Source organism: Ralstonia sp. TCR112, assembly GCF_007997035.1.
In the GTDB taxonomy this organism is placed as follows: domain Bacteria; phylum Pseudomonadota; class Gammaproteobacteria; order Burkholderiales; family Burkholderiaceae; genus Ralstonia; species Ralstonia edaphi.
Map to the genome: position 1 here is coordinate 1 of NZ_VOSS01000083.1, position 19580 is coordinate 19580.

13 protein-coding genes are annotated in these 19580 nt (G+C 62.7%); 8 read left to right on the forward strand and 5 right to left on the reverse strand.

The window, feature by feature from the left end:
- Positions 1–1106: 1106 nt before the first annotated feature.
- The 3 genes from FUT88_RS19295 (at position 1107) to FUT88_RS19305 (ending at position 4464) form a co-directional block, all read left to right on the forward strand.
- On the forward strand, positions 1107–2660 hold the full coding sequence (locus tag FUT88_RS19295) for a methyl-accepting chemotaxis protein (RefSeq protein ID WP_147217519.1): 1554 nt from the start codon (positions 1107–1109) through the stop codon (positions 2658–2660).
- A 26-nt stretch (positions 2661–2686) separates the two neighbouring features.
- A complete protein-coding gene (locus FUT88_RS19300; protein ID WP_147217521.1) occupies positions 2687–3205 on the forward strand; it encodes a GAF domain-containing protein in 519 nt (172 codons plus the stop codon).
- Positions 3206–3414: 209 nt separating this feature from the next.
- Positions 3415–4464, forward strand: coding sequence for an EAL and HDOD domain-containing protein (locus FUT88_RS19305; RefSeq protein ID WP_186829340.1), 1050 nt, complete (start codon positions 3415–3417; stop codon positions 4462–4464).
- A 181-nt stretch (positions 4465–4645) separates the two neighbouring features.
- On the opposite strand, the gene FUT88_RS19310 is transcribed toward FUT88_RS19305, so the two are convergent.
- Positions 4646–5119: a helix-turn-helix domain-containing protein gene (locus FUT88_RS19310; protein ID WP_147217525.1), complete on the reverse strand. Its 474-nt coding sequence runs from the start codon at positions 5117–5119 to the stop codon at positions 4646–4648.
- Between the two features lie 343 nt (positions 5120–5462).
- Between FUT88_RS19310 and FUT88_RS19315 the strand changes: the two genes are divergently transcribed.
- Positions 5463–6410: a LuxR C-terminal-related transcriptional regulator gene (locus FUT88_RS19315; RefSeq protein ID WP_325205672.1), complete on the forward strand. Its 948-nt coding sequence runs from the start codon at positions 5463–5465 to the stop codon at positions 6408–6410.
- Between the two features lie 321 nt (positions 6411–6731).
- The gene (locus tag FUT88_RS19320; protein WP_147217527.1) at positions 6732–7472 is read left to right on the forward strand and encodes a response regulator transcription factor; all 741 of its coding nucleotides are present in this window, start codon (positions 6732–6734) and stop codon (positions 7470–7472) included.
- 95 nt (positions 7473–7567) lie between these two features.
- Here FUT88_RS19320 and FUT88_RS19325 read toward each other — a convergent pair whose 3' ends face one another.
- From FUT88_RS19325 to FUT88_RS19335, 3 genes are all read right to left on the reverse strand, one after another.
- Positions 7568–8386 (reverse strand): hypothetical protein, encoded by an 819-nt coding sequence (locus tag FUT88_RS19325; protein ID WP_147217529.1) that lies wholly within the window; start codon positions 8384–8386, stop codon positions 7568–7570.
- Positions 8387–8570: 184 nt separating this feature from the next.
- Positions 8571–10169, reverse strand: a complete 1599-nt coding sequence (xopAC, locus tag FUT88_RS19330) for a XopAC/AvrAC family type III secretion system effector (protein WP_147217531.1) — start codon at positions 10167–10169, stop codon at positions 8571–8573.
- A 168-nt stretch (positions 10170–10337) separates the two neighbouring features.
- A complete protein-coding gene (locus FUT88_RS19335) occupies positions 10338–11555 on the reverse strand; it encodes a YopJ family acetyltransferase (protein ID WP_261797217.1) in 1218 nt (405 codons plus the stop codon).
- 824 nt (positions 11556–12379) lie between these two features.
- On the opposite strand from FUT88_RS19335, the gene FUT88_RS19340 reads away from it, so the two are divergent.
- On the forward strand, positions 12380–14230 hold the full coding sequence (locus FUT88_RS19340; RefSeq protein WP_147217533.1) for an HrpF/NolX family T3SS translocon protein: 1851 nt from the start codon (positions 12380–12382) through the stop codon (positions 14228–14230).
- 52 nt (positions 14231–14282) lie between these two features.
- Here FUT88_RS19340 and FUT88_RS19345 read toward each other — a convergent pair whose 3' ends face one another.
- Complete coding sequence (locus FUT88_RS19345) at positions 14283–16079, reverse strand: rhamnogalacturonan lyase B N-terminal domain-containing protein (RefSeq protein ID WP_186829341.1); 1797 nt, start codon at positions 16077–16079, stop codon at positions 14283–14285.
- A gap of 390 nt (positions 16080–16469) precedes the next feature.
- On the opposite strand from FUT88_RS19345, the gene FUT88_RS19350 reads away from it, so the two are divergent.
- Together FUT88_RS19350 and FUT88_RS19355 are read left to right on the forward strand one after the other, a co-directional pair.
- Positions 16470–17015: a hypothetical protein gene (locus tag FUT88_RS19350; protein ID WP_147217537.1), complete on the forward strand. Its 546-nt coding sequence runs from the start codon at positions 16470–16472 to the stop codon at positions 17013–17015.
- Positions 17016–17225: 210 nt separating this feature from the next.
- Positions 17226–19523, forward strand: a complete 2298-nt coding sequence (locus FUT88_RS19355) for a LamG-like jellyroll fold domain-containing protein (RefSeq protein ID WP_147217539.1) — start codon at positions 17226–17228, stop codon at positions 19521–19523.
- Positions 19524–19580 lie beyond the last annotated feature (57 nt).

The window sequence follows — 19580 nt, forward strand, 5'->3', positions numbered from 1 at the left end:
CCCGCGACGGGCGGGGGCGCTAGCATCGGGCGCAACGCCCAACCCGCAACCCTCATGTGCCGACCTCAGCAGGCGGAACATGACCCTCAAAGGCCCGACCGCCACGGTCTGAGGCCCATACGCCGAGCGCCAACACCCAAGCGCCGCTCTCAGACATTCAAAATTTCGAGCTCAAACACTCGCGCGCCGAGGTCTGAGGGTCGACTGCCGAGCTAAAACTGTCGAACGCGAGCCTCAGAGGGTGGAGCGCCACTGTCAGAGGTCCGATGAGTCGGTACTTTGAGAGTCGAGCGCCAGGCTCGGAGGGTGGAGCGTCAGTGTCTGAGGGTCGAGCTTCAGTGTTTGAGGGTGAAGCTTCAGTGTTTGAGAGTGAAGCTTCAGTGTTTGAGGGTGGAGCTTCAGTGTTTGAGGGTGGAGCTTCAGTGTCTGAGGGTGAAGCGCCAGTGTTTGAGGGTGGAGCTTCAGTGTTTGAGGGTCGAGCTTCAGTGTTTGAGGGTGGAGCTTTAGTGTTTGAGGGTGAAGCTTCAGTGTCTGAGGGTGGAACGTCAGCCTCAGAGGGCCGAGCGTCAAGCTTTACGCCCGAAGCGTCGATGCGATGGATCGCTCACATTGGCGGGCACCGCGCCCGGGAAACCCGCATGGGGCCTTGTCTCCGGAAAAACACACGTCTACGGGCCCTGTAAGCATTGCGTAATGTTATATGGCGCGCAATGTATTTTTCCCCTCCAAAAAGCGGTCCGTATATCGCTCCGCCGGCTGATGAAGCGAATTTCATCGGGTCGATGAAAACGGCTCATGCCAGCCATGTACCTCAAATGGAGTAGTTCTGTCTCGGGGTCCTGCACTCGCTTGCGTTCACATTGAAGCGGGGTTTTCTACCTGCGCCCCTCCGCAGTGGGGTGCAGGAACGAAGCGCGCGGCCGTGCTGCGGGCCGGTAAGTTGTTATATAGCGCAACAAAGCCGCGCGCGAGGCGCGGTCCACAGCGCGTTCTGCAAAGATCAACTATTTCGGACTAGACAAAGTTGCCCCGACAAGCGTGGCAGAGCCTCTTTACGCTCCAGCAAAACAAAGCTTCATGAAGAAGCACTTTGAGCGGGGGGCTCTATGACGGTAAAGGCGAAACTGATTGGCGCATTCGGGGCGCTGGCATTTCTGGTGGCGGTTGTGGCCGCCATCAGTTGCTATCAATTGAACGCGCTCGGAAACCAGTTCCGGGATTTTGAGCGCGGCATCTATCTGCGGACCAAGCTGGCGGACTCGATCCGGTCTGCAGTGAACCAGCGCGCGATTGCCGCGCGCAACGCCGTGCTGAGTTCGGACGAAGCGGCCCGCGTAAGAGAACTGCAGGCAGTCGAGAATGCGCATGCCGACGTGGAGCAGCAGTTGGCAAAGCTGGAGGCGGAAGCGCAGAACGGCCCGAACGTGACAGACACGGCGCGCAAGATGATTGCTGCCATTCGTACCGTTGAAACCAAGTACGGGCCCGTGGTGGTGGAGATCGTGCGGCTTGCGCGGGCAGGCCAGCACGACGCAGCGGTGCAGATGATCAACCGCGATTGCATCCCGCTTCTGGCAGCGCTGCGCACGGCCGTGCGGGAATTTGAAGACTACGCAAACGGACGCGCCGCAAAGTCCGTGGAAAGCGCGCAAGCCTATGCCGCCTCGGGTGTCTGGGTGGGCGTGGGCGCGGGGCTGTTTGGTTTTGCCCTGGCCAGCATCCTGGGCTGGGCCATTGCCCGCAGCTTGCTGCGTGCGCTCGGTGCTGAACCGGTGGCTCTGGCGGAGTCCGCAACACGCATCGCCAGCGGCGACTTCCGCCCGCATGCCAGTTTTGACGTGGCGCATCCGGGCAGTGTGCTGTCGTCCATGAAGACCATCTGCGATGGGCTGGGCACCCTCATCGGCCAGGTCGGTGAAGCGGCGCACTCGGTTTCCGCAGGCTCCACGCAAATTGCCAGCGGCAACGTTGATCTCTCCAGCCGGACGGAAGAACAAGCCTCTGCGCTGGAAGAGATGGCTTCGAGCATGGAAGAACTGACCACCACCGTGCAACAGAACGCGGCCCATGCACAGCAGGCAGCAGCGCTGGCAACGAATGCATCCAGCATCGCCCAACAGGGCAGCGCCGACGTGGGCGATGTCGTTAGCGTCATCAACAAGATCAGCGATGGCTCCGCACGCATTGGCGAGATCACGGGCCTCATCGAGGGCATTGCCTTCCAGACCAACATCCTGGCCTTGAACGCTGCGGTGGAAGCGGCACGCGCGGGCGAGCAGGGCCGCGGGTTTGCCGTGGTGGCCAGCGAGGTGCGCGCCCTGGCGCAGCGCTCTTCCACGGCCGCCAAGGAGATCAAGGAACTGATCGAAACGTCACGCGCGCACGTCAAGGAAGGCGCCATCGTTGCCGACCGTGCGGGCAAGACGATGGAATCGGTCACGACCTCCGTGGCCAGCGTGACGACGCTCATTGAAGAGATTGCGGCGGCCTGTGCCGAGCAAAGCCAGGGCATCGCGCAGATCCACATTGCCGTGTCAGAGATGGATGAAATGACACAGCGCAATGCCGCGCTGGTTGAGGAGGCCGCAGCCGCGTCCCAAGCGCTTGAGGAACAGGGCAAGGCGCTCGCGCACTCGGTGCAGAGCTTCCAGGTCGCATAAGAAGACGGCCCCCCAAGGAGACACCAATGAGCGACTACCCAGTAGGCGCACGCGAAAGCGAGCGCGTAGAGGCAGTGTTGGCGTGCGGCATTCTCGACACCGCCGATGACCCGAAGTTCGACCGGCTCACGCGGCTGGCCTGCCATGCGTTGGGCGTGCCCATGGCGCTGGTTTCGATTGTTGATGATCGGCGCCAGTGGTTTAAGTCCCGCCACGGCTTGGACACGCGCGAGACTCCCCGCAAATGGGCGTTCTGCAACTACGCCATCCTGGGGGCGGAGCCGTTCATCGTGGAAGACGCCGCGGCCGACCCGACGTTTGCAGACAACCCCTTGGTGACGGGGCACCCGTTCATCCGCTTCTATGCGGGCGCACCGCTCGTTGATCGAGCCGGTTATGCGCTGGGCACGTTGTGCGTGCTCGATGTGGTGCCCCGGCAGATCGATGCCGCGCAGATTGCCGTGCTGCAAGACCTGGCCCACTTCTGCTCGCACATCATCACGTCGCATGCCGACACAAGCATGTCGGCCGCTGCGCTGCCGTGAGCCGATCGATGCAAGCGCAAGCGGAAAGCGATGGCGGCCACGCGCTGATCGGGCGACAAGCGATTGTCGATCGAGCCGGCGCATTGGTGGCCTACGAGCTGCTGTTTCGGGGGACCACCCGCTGTACGCGTGCGGAGTTCTCCGACGGCACCCTGGCGACAAGCAACGTCATCCTGAACACGGTCAGCGAGTTTGGCGTCGACCGCGTCTTGGGCGATCTGGGCGGCTACGTCAACATCGGCCAGCACTCCATCAATCTCGCGCTGCTGGAGATCCTGCCGCCCCAGCGGTTCACGCTCGAACTGCTGGAGACCGTGCAGTTTGATGAGGCGACGATTGCCGAATGCAGGGCATTGCAAAAGCACGGCTATCGGCTTGCCCTGGATGATGTGACGGACATCACCTCTGTGCCCCGCGAAATGCTGGACCTGGTTGACGTCGTGAAGGTGGACGTCAGCGCGGCAACGCCTGCGGCCATTGACGAGATTCTTGCTGCCGCGCGGCGTCACCAGTTCAAGGTGCTTGCCGAGAAGGTGGAAACCGCGGCGCAACACCTGTTGCTGCGCGAGTTGGGATTCGACCTGTTCCAGGGCTATTTCTTTGCGCGGCCAGAAGTGCTGGCGCAGCGGCGGTTGCCGGAGTCTACGAACAGCCTGTTTACGCTGCTTCAGCTTCTGACGAAGGACCCATCGGTTGCGCAGTTGGAGAGCCTGGTGAAGAAAAGCCCGCTCCTGCTGACGCGGCTGATGAAGCTCGCGCAGTCCGCCGCTTGTGGAGACTGCGGCTGCAGCGCCATCACGATCCGCGACGCCATCATGCGGGTCGGCACGAAAACGCTGGGCCGTTGGGCAGAGCTGCTGCTGTTCGTGGGCGGGGCAGGGACGGATCTGGCAACCAACCCGCTCTTCCGGATGGTGGCGGTCCGGGCCCGCTTTATGGAGCTTCTTGCAAAGGCTGTGGCCGTGGGCAACTACGCGCTGGCAGACGCCGCATACCAAACCGGTGTGTATTCATTGCTGCATGTGCTGACAGGGCAGGCGCAACAGGAATTCATGGCCCAGAGTTCGGCCCCCGAAGCGATACGCAAGGCGATTGCAACCCGTGACGGCATGCTCGGGCAGTTTCTTGGCGTGGCCGAGGCGCTTGATCTCGACTGCGGCCCGCCGCCGCCGTTGGTTCAGCTCGGGCTATCCGGGCATACGGTCATGGCACTGCATTGCCAGGCGACGCTGGGTGTCGCCCTGGATGTTCGGGCCTGATTGCCGGTCTGAGTGCGCTTAACAGTTTCCCGCGTCCATCGCCCCTCCGGTGTGGACCTTTGCGCTCGCTCACCTAGCGGGCGTTTTTTTTGTCCCGCTTCCTTGTCATGCTCGGCCTGGCCTGGCGCCGCATGCTCGATGCAGTAAGCGGGAACGTATCAAGCGCAAAACGGTGCGCCGCTTAGCCCACTTGCTGGCTGCGTTGATAAATCGTCGCAAGCTCTGTGCGGTTCCGTGCACCCAGCCGGGCGAGCAGTTGGCGCACGTGTGTTTTGACGGTTTCGACGCTAATGTGCAGCCGCTCGGCAATCTCGGAGTTCGAGCAGCCGCAGGCCACCTCTTGAAGAATGTCGCGTTGGCGGCGGGTGAGCGGCCTGGGCTCCACATGGGCGAGCAATGTGTCAGGCCCCACGCCGCTGGCCGGCACGGGCGCCTGCAAGGCGCCGCTCAGCATTTGCTGCACGTCTTCCAGCGCCATCGGCTGCAACGTGGTTTGCGATGGCAGCCAGGTGGAGTCGTTCAGCAGCGACGTATCCAGAAAGATGACGGCCAGTGGTGCGGGCGCCGCGTCCCAACGCGCAACCATGGCGGTCGATGGAAGGCCGGTGCTGTATAAGTCCGGCAGGTTCGTCGACGTGAGTAGTGGCGCTGGCATGCGGGTCCCCCCCAAAAAAAGCACGATGCAACTTCGGTTAAGGCTGACGGGGTGCCGGTTCATCGCCGGAATGCAGTCCTCCGCAGGCCCACTATCGCAAAATCGGGCGGCCGGCAACCATCGCTATGGATAGCGATGGTCAGTGCGGGGCAGGCGTGCCACGGGGTGGGCCAAATCCTGCATTGACCTGAAACTGGCCGCGCTTGGCACCATGAAAGTGCACCGGCTATAGCCCTGCGCCGTTATGCCGATAGTCCTGTTTGTATTGGTACTGACGCGTGTGATCGGATCACCACAACGAATGCCCAGACTCAACACCCGCTAGCCGCCGGCCAAGCCATTGATGGACCTTTCCACAGCAGAACTGCGCGCGCTGCTCGACATCACGGGGCGTCTTCATGAGCCTTCGAGCCACGGCCTTGTCGAACGCCCCGAGCTGATCCGGAAGCTCGGGTCGCTGCTGCATGTCGATCTCATGGCGCAGTTGTTCTGGTGGCCGGGCGGTGCGCACCATCCGCATTCCAGCGCCTTGTGGGGCCGGGACCAGGGCATGCGCGTGGAGTATCGGCACTATTTCCATGCGTTCGATCCGATCGCGGAGCTGCTCCAGGACAGCTTTGAACCCGTGGTGATCGAGCGGAAGATCTCCCGCGCGGAATGGAGCCGCTCGGAGTATTTCACCGACTACCTCTGCCGGCATCACGCGTATCCGGGCATCAGCCTGCGCGTGCCCGACGCCAACGGCATGCTGCTGGACTATCGATTCAGCACCAGTGACCCAAAAAAGCGTTTCGGCGACCGGGAGATCTTGCTGCTCAGCCTCCTGAAGCCGCATCTGCTGAATGCCCAGCAGCTTCGCGCGATTCAGGAGCGGCAGGAGGTCGGCGCCGATACCGAGATGCACATGCCCACGTTCGAGCTGAACGGCACGTCGCTACCCGAGCCGAACGCGAAGGCCCGCGCCATCCTGGCCGGCGTCAGCAGTGAGGAGCGTGACGCGCTCTATGTCGAATTGGCTGCGGTGGCCAACGGCTCGCGCGACGCACAGTGGAACGGCTTCGGCTTTTGCGTGGAGCGGCCGGGCGAGGACAGCTGCGCCGCACCGGTGTATCGCATTCACCTGGTCGCGCGGGTGGTGGGGTCGTCTGCGTGGTTCCAGCAGCGGTTTGGTGTGACCGCGCGCGAAGGCGAGGTCTGCCACCTGATGCTCAAGGGCATGTCAGACAAACAGATCGCCCTGGCCCTGAACATCAGTTACTGGACGGTGCGCACCACGTGGGGCACATCATGAGAAAGGTGGGTGTCGACTCACGCAGTGCAATCGGCCTCGCCGCGCTCGAAGCCGGCGGACTACCGAAATAATGCAGTTGCGCACACGCAGGTGTGCCGCGCGGCAACGGTTTGGTTGCCGAAAATTCAAACATCCTCAAATCGATTCTTCAAAAAGACGTGCATCGGGTGACGTTGCCCGATGCGCGGACGCACCCTGCAAACGTCGGCACGCCGCATCGCTAGTCATAGGGATGGCTCAACACATTGTGATCGCTATGCTGTTGCGAAACACAACAGCGGGGCAGACGTGTTGATCAGCCCCGCACCGTCGGGGCTTGTCATGAAATTTGCGGTACTCACCACCAATCCAACCAGTTTTTCGTATGTAACAGCTTGCCTGTCGGAGCACGGCGTCACCTGTGTGCGGTTTGACGACGCATCGGCGCTCATGCGCACCGGCCACACCGATGTCTTCGCATTGGTGATGATTGATGCGCAGCAGTTCGGCATGGCTGCCCGGCTGTTGCTCTCCGGGCGCGAGCGCAATGCCAATATGTGCCGGCCCACGTTGGTGTTTGGCGACTTTGCCAGCCGCCACGAGATCCTCAGCGCTTTCGACGCCGGCATCGACGACGTCATTTCCGGCCACTTCACCGCCGAGGAGTTGTGCGCGCGCGTGCAGCGCATCCTGCGCGGGGCCGGCAAGTCGACGCAGGTCGCCATCGATACGCAACTGGTGGCCGGGCCCTACCGCCTGTGCCGGCTGACCCGCACGGTGACGCTGTACGGCACGCCGATCCGCCTGACCGCGCGCGAATTTGCCACGGCCTGGCTGTTGTTCTCCTCGTCCGGGTCGTTCCTGTCACGCCAGCAGATCGCCTCTGCCGTGTGGGGCACAGACGCGAGCGTTGCAGAGCGCTCCATCGAACAGCACATCTACAAGCTGCGCAAGAAGCTGGGCTTCGGCCAGGGGACGGGCGTCGAACTCAAGACGGTCTACTCGCGGGGTTATCAGCTGACTGTCGAGCCGGCAGGCGCGCAGTCGGAAGCGGTGGCTCAGACGGTGAAGCTGGCGGCTTGATGTGTGCGTGCCGGCATGCTGCCTAACGGGTCTTCATGGCCTGCTGTCGAGAGAGCGGTTTGGGGGCGCAATGACGTTGCTCTGGCTGTCACGCGTTACGCATTGCGACTCTTGATGAAATCTTCACGGCTCAGGTCGGCATTTCCTTCTCGCGTCTCTTGCCAGAAAGGCTTCTTCCGGTCGGTTGGCGTCGCCGGAAAATCGTCTTCAGAGTCAGACTGAACCTCTCGCAACAGCCGACCCGCTTCCGCTTGGGTGACATCGACCCCCTCGTGCGCCAGAGCGCGGCGCATCATTTCGCTTTCCCCGGCCGTGGGCGGACTCTTGCGCGACTTCAGGATCTGCCTCGCGGGTATGTCTGCTGACGTTCTTCTTGCAGCAGGCAATGAGAAATCGGGGTCGCGCTCGAAGGGCGTGCGGTCTTTGAAGAACCTCACGATTGCAGCCGAATCAGACGTCCGTAGATTGTTCTTGTGGAATGCCTTTGCGTTCTGGACGTCGGTAAAGGCGTAGTGGTGCGTCTTCGCGTTCTGGTTGAACTGCTCGGACATGGCTACTTGGCTTGTCAGTTCAGCAGTGGCGCCGCCTGATTTTTTATGCGCAGAGAACCCGCGCTTCTGAATGGAGTGTTTGCTTTGCGCGGTCGTGGCGTGATACATGGTCTGGGCCTTGTAAATCTGGGCCGCAACAAACTCTCGATGAGTCGCATCCACCACGTTCGCACGGGACCCCGTGGAACGTGGCTCCGAGGGGCCGACTGCTTCGGAAGCCTTCTTGCGCGAGAGCAGACCACTCAGTTGCCCACCACGCCGCCGTGGTTCGTGTTCTTGCCTGGGTACGGCAGCCTCTGAGACGGGCGTTGTATCCGATACGTTGCCCTTCGAAAAAGTTGGGGTGATTCCGGTGGGTTTCATTCTTGCTTTTCCATGCGATTGTGTGCCGCCCGCATGACAGTATTGTCAGGAGTGAGGAAAGGCCCGTGTCTCTATCCTTTTCCGCGTGGTCCAGTGAAGCTGTGAGACGGATCGCGCTTGTGCCCTGCGGGCGCAATTCACTGGACGTGCTGGTGTTCGGCCACGGTCGGACCGGCATGCAGGCTTACCGGCGTACTTCGCTCACAACCGTTGCCATTCCCTCCAGCGCTTCGAGTACGACCTTCTCGGGACTGACGCGCCTTCCTCCCAAGAAAGACGCCGGAAGGCGGCTGGCTTCACCCACAGGCGGGGCAGGCGGCAAGCCGTGCCGCTGCAGTGCCCAGTCCATGGCAAGACGGGCTGTGCGGCCATTTGCGTCTTGAAAAGGATGCAGACTCGCTAAACGCTGGTGCAGCTGTGCGGCAAATTCGACATGGCCCAGGGCATCGCGCGCATGCGATTGCTGTTCGCTTCTCTGCAGCCATTCCGAAAACGCCGCCATCTCATCTTTCAGGCTCTCCGGGGGCGGATAACGGTGGTTCGTCCATGTGTTGCCATCGGCAGCTTGCACGTTGACCTCGCGCAGTTGGCCGCCGATTGCCTCGTCGTCATCCTCTTCCGGGAGCAGCAGTTGGTTCAGTTTGCAGATCCGGTCAAGCGTGATCGGCAACCCTTTTTCTGCCCAGCTGCTGACCTTGTTTGCGGCGGTCTTCCACGCAGCCGATGCATCGTGATCCTCACTGGCAAGTGTGGTCGATGCGCCCTGACGCAGTTGATCCACCCGTGCTCGCGCGTCGGGCGATAGATGGCGCGATAGCCCGCTCCATTGGTCATGTAGCACAGCCGCGTGGTACGACAACGTCTGCCTGGTTTCGGGGTCGAACGTGGGTGCCTTGAACACTCGGTTCATCAAAGCCAACCGTGTATCTGTGCTGTACACAGCGACCTGTTCCAAGTCGATCTGGTGCGGCAATTCGCGCAGTTCCGGGTTGGATGCAACATCCAGCTTGTTCAACTGCGCCAGATTGGCAAGGCTGGCGGGCAACTTATTGATCTTGCAACCGGGTGCCGAAATCGAAGTCAGGCTGCTGCATTGGCCAATCGAATCGGGAAGGGTCCTCAGTTCATTGAACGCCAGAGAGATTTCCCTCAGATTTTTGAGCGCGCCGATTTGAGACGGCAGAGCCGAAATGGAGCAGTCATCAGCGTTGATCCGCTCAAGGTTTTTGCAAAGGCTCAGCTCTTCCGGTAGGCGCGTCAGATTTTCGTTGCCCGATACGTCGAGATTGCGCAGGTGCGGGAGGCGATGCAGTCCCGGCGGTAGTTGCGACAGGTTCAGGTTCTTGAGCGCCAAGTGGGTTCCGGCTTCTCCTGCGTCCAAGCAACGCAAGACTCGCTCCATGGCTTCGCGGCGCTGTTCGCGACGTCCGCCTACTGCGGGAGGCGCCGCACAACATCCCAGTTTGGCAAGCAATGAGGGTTTCGCCTCAGTACGCTCGCACCAAGCGGCCAACTCAGAGCGCAACCGCACGCTGTCGCCACTCGGCAAAGAAGAGCGCCGCTGAAGGCCAGGCTCACTGTGGCGTGAGCGGGAAATTGCGGCCCGCGGCGTTTCCTGCAGGCTCCTCAATTCCTGAATCTCCGCCGAATGTGCCGAAGACGATCGCGACGACCGATCGGCTTGCGGGCTGCCCTCGGGCGTTTGCGTTGGATGATGTTCTGTCAGCGCGCCATAGTGCTGGCTAAACGCGCTCATATCCCATGGATTCAGATTGGTATGCATCGATGAAACTCTCAGCTTTTATATCGAGCTAAAAATTAATCGAAGACCACATCGTGCTCCGGACAGGAATACGAAACTCCTGCTTCCAAGACGAATCGCCCACGTGCAATTGCGCAGCAAAGCGACGGCGTCGAAGGCGCCACCCGGGCTGAGAAGTACCGCCCGGCCCTATTGCTTAGACAGTTCCTGGCTGGCGCGCGACACCAGCTGCGCCATGTGTGCCACGGCTTGAGGCGGTGCCGTATCCAGATAAGCCATCGTGCGCAGGATCATCGAGATGCGCTTGTGCTCGATCGACGTGCTCAGCCGTGCTTTCTTTGTCGGCGACGAGGGCACGGTCCCATTCGCGTCCACGCGAGCCAAGATGATGCGTTCTTTGAGGTGCCGGTTCGTTCTGTCCTGTAGTGTCTCCTTGCGCTTGTTCACCTCCGTGGTCGCCTGATCCGGATGGCTTGCAACGTAGCGTCGGACCGAACTGGCGGCGTCGCTGTGCTTCATCATGCGGGCGTCGATCAGCGGTGCCCCGTCCAACACGAGCAACGCACCCAGCTCTTCTGTGGTCTTAGCGCGCGACACCAACGGTACCGGGTCTGTGCCGTCTCGTAACGCGTCATGCAGCGCTGAAAAATCGCCTTCTCGCGCGTGCATCTTCAGGGCCAGCGACATCGAGAAGATCCGGCAGCCAAAGGCGGATTTCTGCAAGTCCACGGGGATAAACGCGCATTTTGCGTGCTCACCGGCTTCAGCGCTGATGTTGTCCGCGTACTGGTCGTACTCGGCTTCGTCCTTTTCCTTGCGCAAGGGATCAACCACGATCACGGTGGTGCCTTGCGTGTCCTTTCGGATGTCGGCCGCTCTGGTATGCGCGCCGTCGTTGACGATGGCCCTGTATCGCCCGGGTGGCGCGGATTCAATAAAGGCGCCGAAATTGTGCGAATTCGCGAGCGGCGGAAGCTCGTCTTTGTCGTCGTCATCGGACGCGGTCTCGGCGGTTTCCATGTGCAGGGCCACCAGGTTGAGCCCCGGATTGCGCGCATTCTCTGCCGCCATCAGCAGCGGCGCCAGGGCCCAGTCCACCTTCTTGATCGGGAACTTGGCGACCTCCAGATCGAGATTTCTGTCCAGCGCCAGCTGCAGCTTAGTCAGCGGCCCTTGCAGGGACTGTCGGACCCGCGCTCGAGCCTGTTCGATGACCGCCTGTTGCGCTGACGTCAGTTGAGGGCCGCTTGCGGTCCGACTTGGCTGTGCTCTGTCGTGTGCGTCGACCACGGGCCGCTTGCCGGCCGCTCGGGCTTTGTCCGCGGGATTGCCGTACCAAGAGTGGCCGAGCAACGGGTGCTCAATGCCCATTCTTTCCAGTGTCGGACGATTGTCGAGCAGGGGCACGTCGGGCGGGGCCGAAGCGGACGTGCCCGCTTCATGGGGGGCTGTGCCGCAACGCTGCCGAGTTGCACGTGCCGAAATGCCGGCCTGCCAGAGCCTTGTGCCGTATTGAGCCGTTGCCTGCGCGGCGGAGGCATATCGGGGGCATCGGCAGGCGCTCTACGCACACGATCCGGTGAACCGGTAGTAGGCGCGCCAGAGGTGCTGGGCGCACTGCTGGTCGGCACCGTCGTACTTCGGGACGAAGTGGCGTTATTGACGTTCATGCTGGCTGAGGCGTTGTGGGTTTGACCGCACCGCAAGAAATTGGCGTGAGAGGCAATGCGAGCAACGTCGCTGCCGCTTCAGAATAGGGCTGCACAGCAACGCCGTGCGCGCGCGCCCGAACGCATGACGCTTGAGCCGAAGGCACGCGGATAGTGACGCACGTCAGCGCTTTGAACCCAGCCATTCGACGACGATTCCATCGCTCGTCCGGCCGCACCCGCTGCAGTTTCGAATTCCAACCACTTCGCATGCCGCGCCATGTTTTCGGCCGGGCTGCCGCTGCTGACCTTTCCCACGCTTACGCTGGCTTTCCAGGCATCCGCATTGCAATGCGGGGCGCCAATTCGTGCCCACTCGACCAGCGTTGTTGTGTTGAGCCGGTGGGCTGTTGAAGGGAAACGCGATCCATACGAGGCATGACGGCATGCGTGATCCGTACCCGATCGCGAAATACCGGCTTTGCCACAGGTCGCAACGACACAAGTGGAGCAGGTATGTCCGTTCATATGTCTTCATCCAACGCAGCAAATCGCGAAGCCAGGCATGCAAGCCGCGGCGATATGGCTGATGCAGCCGTCGATACGCTAGCGTCTGCCGCCGGCATGGCCGGCTTGCCAGGCCAGCAAGGCCCATCCGACCAGACGCAGCTGAGCCTTTACCAGGGCATCAGCGCCAAGCTGGCCGCGTCGCTCGCTTCCGGAAACAACGATGACGACGACGGCGATGACGACGACGTCACGCAGAACAGCGGTAACCGGCATGCGGCGACGCAGCCCAACGCGACGCCCCAGCAGGCCAATGCAGCGTCTTCACAGCAGGCCGGGCCGTCGCAATCCACCGTGACGTGGAATGGCGGCACGCTCAGCCAGAAGGAAGTGCAGATCGTGTCGGTGCTGGATCGGCACAAAGACCAATGCCCGCTCAGCTGGGATGGCCTGCAGGACAAGATCAACGACCCTTCGACGCCGCCTGACCTGAAGGCAGCACTGCAGGGCCTGGCGCAAGACGAACGCCTGTTCACCGCCATCGGATCGCAAGGTGACGGCCGTTGCGGCGGCAAGATCAAGGCCAAGGATCTGGATGCCTTCACGGCGGAACACGCACAGGTGAGCGCGTTCAACGAGCAACAGGCCAAGAGCTTCGAGCAGAACTACATCCCGTCGGATGGCAATGCGAATGGCCAGCCTTCCGTCATGTCGGAAAGCGATGCGCTGCGCGAGCTTTACAAGTATTCCGACAACCTCACGAAGAACCTGGGCGAAGACGAGTTCAAGCAGATCGTTGATGGCGACGCCAAGACCGGCAAGACGCCGCCGCAGGTCATTGCAGCGGCGCAATACTTCCTCGACCACAAGGACGCCTGGAACAAGCTGACCGGCGGGGGCGAGGTCAAGAAGGCGGACTTCCTGCAAGCTGCGTCGTCAGCCATGAGCCTGACGCAGGCCGAACTGAACACGCTCAAGACGATGAACGGCAACCAGGCAGCCTTCTTTGGCGACGGCGATCTCACGCGAGACAAGCTGTCGAGCATGGCCAACAACAAGCAGCTCGACCCGAGCGTCCGCCAGGCAGCGACGCATCTGCTGCAAGACCCGGTGCTGTTCAGCCTGATGAACAACGCCATCACGGGTTACAAGACGCACCACGGGTTCTTCGATTTCGGCGGTGGCCATACGGTGGATTCGGGCAATATCGCCGGCCGCGATTTCCAGAAGTTCTACGGCAACCTGTCGCAGGCCAACCAGACCGTGCAGAAGCCGCAGACCCACACGCCCAAGACCGACGCAGACAAGATGGCCGTGGCCTGCATGTTGATGGGCACGGCCGACCAGCCCGAGATCAAGTCGCCCAAGCACAACGGCGGTTTCCTGATGCACGCCATCGATGCCGCGCTCAAGGTGGAGGGCAAGTTGCTGGACTGGGCATCCATGGCGGTGGGCGCGCTGAGCTTCATTCCCGGTATTGGCGAACTTGCGGATGCAGCATCCACGGCGCTGGAAGCCGAGTCCCAAGGCTGCAACATCCTGCATGCAATGGTCAGCGGCGGCAACGTGAAGAAGGCGCTGGAAGAGGCGGGCCTGAATCTGGCGGCTGCGGCCATCGGCAACATCGGCGGCCCGGAAGTCCGGCTGGCAATGAAGGAAGGCATCACCAAGATCGTTGCCGAGAAGGCCATCAACGCGGGCATCAATCTGGGTGTGTCAGAAGCGCAGGACCACGCCGAGAACTATCTGGCCGGCCTGAAGGCGCGCCTGGAAGATCCCTCGCAGTCGCCGGCTGGGCAGGATGATTCGCAGGAGGTGGGCGAGGACAGCGCGACGGTGGAGGCCTCGGCTTCACAGCCGTCCATGCAGCCGCCAGTGCAGCCCAAGCAGCCCGAAGACGAGGCCGAAGAAGACAGCGTCGTGTAAGACGCGCTTGCAGCGAGGGCCGCTGCGGTTGGTGGCGGCCCCCTTTGCGCTGTTACTTCAGCAGATCGATGGCGTCGAACGCGTAACCGGGGCTGAGGAAACCGTCTCCGGCATTGCCGCTGACGACGTTGATCTTCAGTTCATTCACGCCCGCCACAAAAGCCGACGCCGGAATGTCGAACGCAAAGGTGGCGTTGTTGCCGCGATAGGAGCCGGCCGTGAGGCTGCGCGTGGCCGGCTCAACCGCAGCTTGCGGCGCGGGCGCGCTCCACTGGTTGACGGTGATGCTGGGGCGGGCGTGGGCGAAGGCCGTGGTGATGCCGATGCGCAACCGGTGATCGGCAATCTCGCGCTGGCTGAGGTGGAAGCGCACAGCCAGCGTGCCGTTGATGGCTTTCCATTGGTAGGCGGGGAAATCGTTGGCGGGCGTGGACCGGCCGACGATGTATTCGGGGCCGGTCCACGGCTGCATCCGCACGTCGGACGGATGCATGACCGTGACCTTGTCGCCGTTGCGGAACTCGCGCGGGGTGCCGTCCCAGGTGCCGATGCGCCACAGCACGGCATCGCGCTGCGGGTCATGATCGACACCGCCGCATGCACATGGCGTTGTGCGGCCGGGCTGCACATCCACGTTGAAGCGTTTCACCTCCAGCTCGTTGCGGTACAGCGTCGCCTGATACTGGCCTGGCAGCATGCCGCGCACGTCAACGTGGCCGTGGCCGTCTTTTGCAGAGACATCGCCCCAATACTGCGCATGCGCGTTGCTGAGCGCCAGCGTGTACGGCGCGTCTTCAGTCAACCCGGTGAAGCGGGCTTCCAGTGCGCCACGATCGCTCTCGGGCGCGTAGCCGGGCAGGCCCATGTCTTTGAACCAGCGGGTGTCGACTTCCGTGGGTGGTTCGCCGTCGGTAAAGGCCAGAACGTAGCTGTTGAGAACGCCCATGCGGTAGGGCTCGGTCTGGTTCTCACCGTAGTTGACGATGTAGGTCAGCTCCTGGTCTTCAGCCCCCTGGTCGAGCAGGCTGCGGTAGAACGGCCCGCCTGACCCGCCCTCGTTGTTGTCGCGCACCATCCACATGCCCACGCCGGGGCCCGTCGCGCCAAAGTACTGCCAGTCTTTCAGGCGCATGTTGGAGTAATGCTTGGAGCGGGTTTGGCCGTCGGCCAGCCCAAAGACGTCATGGGCCTCGACACCGCGCACGGCGGTGGTGATGTCTGCGCATTGCGGCCCATCGGGCAGGCGCGCGTGCGGCACCCGAACGACAAAGCGCACGAGGTTGGGCTTGGGCTCAGCGGTGAAATACGTCGCCATGTAGATGTTGGGCTGCCCACGGCGCGCCATGTAGACGTGGGTCAATGCCCCCGCGCTGACGGTGATCTTGATGGCGTCATTGCCCACGCGTGCGGCTTCCACATTGACGCGGTCATCCCCGTCATACAGGCCCGAGAAACCCGAGTTCACCTGGCTGCCTTTGCGCGGGTCCTGATACTGCACGCCATGCCAGAGCATCGAGACGATGTCGGCCTTGCCACGGTCACCACCGTTGGCGCCTCGCGTCCGGATCTTGAAGACCAGCCCGGCGCCGGTGTCGACGGTGTAGGCGCTGGCATCGGCGCTGACGCCGAATTGGCCCACCTGCACGGGGCGCCAGCTCGGTCGGGCACCGTGATCCGTGTCGATGGGTGCGTCATTGCCGATCCGGCAGGGCGCCGCGCGATTGTGCAAAGGCTCGGCACTTGCAAGCTGCAGACAGACCAGCGGTAGCGCAAGGGCGAACGCGCTGAGTTGCTTCAGGCCAAAGCGCTTGGCCCAGGGGGTATCGAGCACAGATGGTGTTGTGGGCATGGACTTGTCAGACAGCTGCAGCCTTTGCGCAACGACGGCGTGCCGGCACCGACACATCGGCTGGAAGAGGGCGGATATGGGCACCCCTCAAAAGAAAAAAGCCCCGAGGTGGTCAATCCCCGGGGCTCCCGACCACTTTCGTCACGTAGGCGCGTGAACTATGGCTGCGGCCGAGTCTACCCACATGGCCCCAGACCGGCATGCGTTGCTGAGATTTATTGAGAAATCGGTGCGCTTGCGCCGGCGGCGGTGAACGGGACGCCGACATCCGTGCGTGATAGCGCATGGGCATGATCGTTGCGCCGCCGCAGAAGGGCGCGGTTGGCCAGATGCCATGCCGGTAGCACGCCCATTTCCTTTGTCCAACCCATCCCACAGCGAGGACACGCAATGCATTGGATCGATCCCGAGAGTCTTCCGGAAGTCCGTGGCACGGTACGCAATTTCCTTCTCAACCCTGAAGGCGATGTCGATGGTCTTGTACTGGGTGGTCGCACACTTCGGCAGGTTCATGTGCCGCCCCATCTGTCGCGGCACCTTGCCCGGTATGTTGCGCTGGGCGACAAGATCCGCATACGCGGGGTGAAGCCCAGAGGCGCCGACATGATCGCGGCGATCTCGCTCACCACCGAGAGCGGCAAGGTCATCCTCGATGAAGGCCCGCCCGCCAAGGGGGATCAGCCGCTCAAACGCGCCGGTGCGCGTCGGCCGATGGAGGCTGCCGGGGAGGTCAAGCTCTCTCTGTTTGGGCCGAAGGGTGAGCTGCGCGGGGCGTTGCTCGATGACGGCACCTCGTTGCGTATGCCGCCCCACGCTGCGACGGAACTGGCTTCCTACCTCACGCCCGGCGCGCATGTTCATGCCTGGGGGCACGGCTTGAAGAACAAGTTCGGCAAGACACTTGAAGTGGACGAAATTGCAGAACTTGTGGATTGAACCGCATGCCTGCGCCCACCTGCTTTGGATGGGTGGGCCTCGATGGCTTCACGGCGCCGGTGGCCGCGTCGTGTGATGCCGGCCCGCTAAACGCGTACAGGCTGGCGTCCGAACACTCAAAAATCCTCATCGTTTTGGCGATTGCGTTGACGCGCCTTCGCACGCTGACCTACGGTTGCGCCACTACAAAAAACAGTCGGGTCAATCAAGATGTCCAAAAAGTCGGCGGAGTACGCAAACGTTAACGAGTTACCCAATCCTCTACGTCGCGCGTTGACGTTGGGGCTGGGGCTGTTCCCCATGCTGCCGCTGCTGCCGGGGTGCGGCGGTGTCGACGACGCCTCTGCACAGGGGCAGACGCAGCCGCAGGAGAAAACGGGAGGGGGAGGTCAGGCCACGACCGCTCCGGCACCTGCGACGTCGGCGCCGTCGCCTGCGCCGGAAGCGGCCTCAGTGAGCGGTGTCTTCCGCCACCCTGGGCTGCTGGTCACCGAAGACGACGCCGCCCGCATCCGCGCGCTCATCAAGGCAGGCCAGGAGCCGTGGACGGGCTGGTGGAACAAGCTGTGCGCCGAGCCCAACGCCTCCTTGACCGCCAAGCCCAATCCGCAGCCCGCGGTCTACCGGGCCGACAGTACCAAGTACGCTTTGTACGGCGACATCTGGCACGCCTGGACCCTGGTCCTGCGCTGGAAGCTGTCCGACCCGCAGGACAACCGCTATGCCGATAAGGCGGTGGAATTCCTCGACGCCTGGGCGAACACGCTGAAGGAGGTTGGTACGGTGCCGCCCGGCTCGACCGCGCATGACGACCACACCTTCATCATCCTGGCGGGCATCCAAGGCCATCAGCTGGCGCAGATTGGCGAGATCCTGCGCACCTACTCCGGCTGGGCGCCGGCGAGCCTGAAGCGCTTTCAGGACATGCTGCTCAACGTCTTCGCCGGCATCTCGCAAAACCGTCTCAACAACGCGGCGCTGGGGTCTCACGCCAACTGGGACATGGCATCGCTGTGCGGTGCGCTGTCGATCGGCGTGTTCTGCGACCGGCCCGACCTCTATCGCCTGGCCGTTGACTACTACGCCGGCAACAACCGCGGCACGCTGAAGATGTTCGGCAACGGCTCCATCGTGCATGGCGTGTACTTCATGCACCCGGGCCATTTCGGGCAGTGGGAGGAGAGCGGCCGGGACCAGGGGCACTCGACGCTGGGCATGTCGCTGGGCGGCGACCTGCTGGAGATGGCGTGGAACCAGGGTGACGATCTCTACGGGATGCACAACAACCGCTTCCTCGCCGCCGCTGAATACGTTGCACGCTCCAACCTCCTGGACGAGAACGGCAAGACCTATCCCATGCCCTATGCGCGCGAACAGGATCCGTCGCAGCCGCACACGTCTCTGTGGACGCAGGTGAACCAGTCGTTCCAGCATGGCCGCAACGCCTGGGAGCCGATCTACAACCACTACGTCAACCGCATGGGGCTGGCGGCGCCCAACGTCTCGCGCATCGTGAAGTTGGTCGAGCCCAAGTACGGCGGCAGCAGCGATGACGTCATGTGGCCGACGCTGATCCATCGTCGCGCGGACTATGCAGGCCCTATGAAGCCGCCGTCCGGCCTCACGGCCAACCTGCGCGGCAACCGCGTCGTGCTGTCGTGGTGGGGCAGCGTCGGGGCGACCTCGTATGCGGTCAAGCGCGCAAGCCAGGCCAACGGCCCCTTCAACCTGCTGGGCACCGTTTCGGCCAGCGAGCTGCTCACCTATACCGATATCCCGCCCAACGGCGTCTGGTTCTACCAGATCACCGCCCAGGGCGCCGGTGCCTCGGGCGCCGGCTCCAACGTGGCCCGCATCGCCGTTCCTGGCGAGGTCCGCCTGTCGCTGCCGCTGAACGATCCGAACGGCACCGGCACGGTCGGCGCGCTGCTCACCCCCGCCGGCACCACGACCTTGGTGCAGGGCACGCTGCTGGACGGCGCCACCTGGGGCGACGGGCGTGTCGGCGACAAGGCCATCGCGTTTGACGGCCAGAAGGCCGGCCTGCAATTGCCGTCAGGGGTATTCAGTGACCTCGACGACTTCAGCGTGGCTTTCTGGGCCTACGCGAATGGACTGCACTGGGACACCTGCATGTTTTTCTCGGGGCAGGATGGATTCAGCTCCATGTTCATCGCCCCACAGTCGGGCAGTAGTGGCGTGTTGCGTTTCGGGATCTTCGGCGCAGGAGGCAACGACGCGCAGGTTGTAGCGGCGCCGTGGGCCATGCCGATTCGTCGGTGGGTCCATGTGGCCGTCACGCTGCAGGGCAACACCTGCCGCCTGTACGTTGACGGCACTGAGGTGGGGAAGACCGACGACATGCTGCTGTCGCCCCGCCAGGTTGGCGACCAGGTCACCTTCCTGGGCCGCAATTGGGCGCATCCATCGTTCAACGGCCGCATCCAGGGCTTCCGCGTTCAAGCGGGCGCGTTGAGTGCGGCGGAGGTTGCGGCGCTGGCCAAGTGAGGTGATGCGACGTTGCCCGGCGCTGGTGGAGAAGACAGCCGAGGCAAGTCGCAGGGG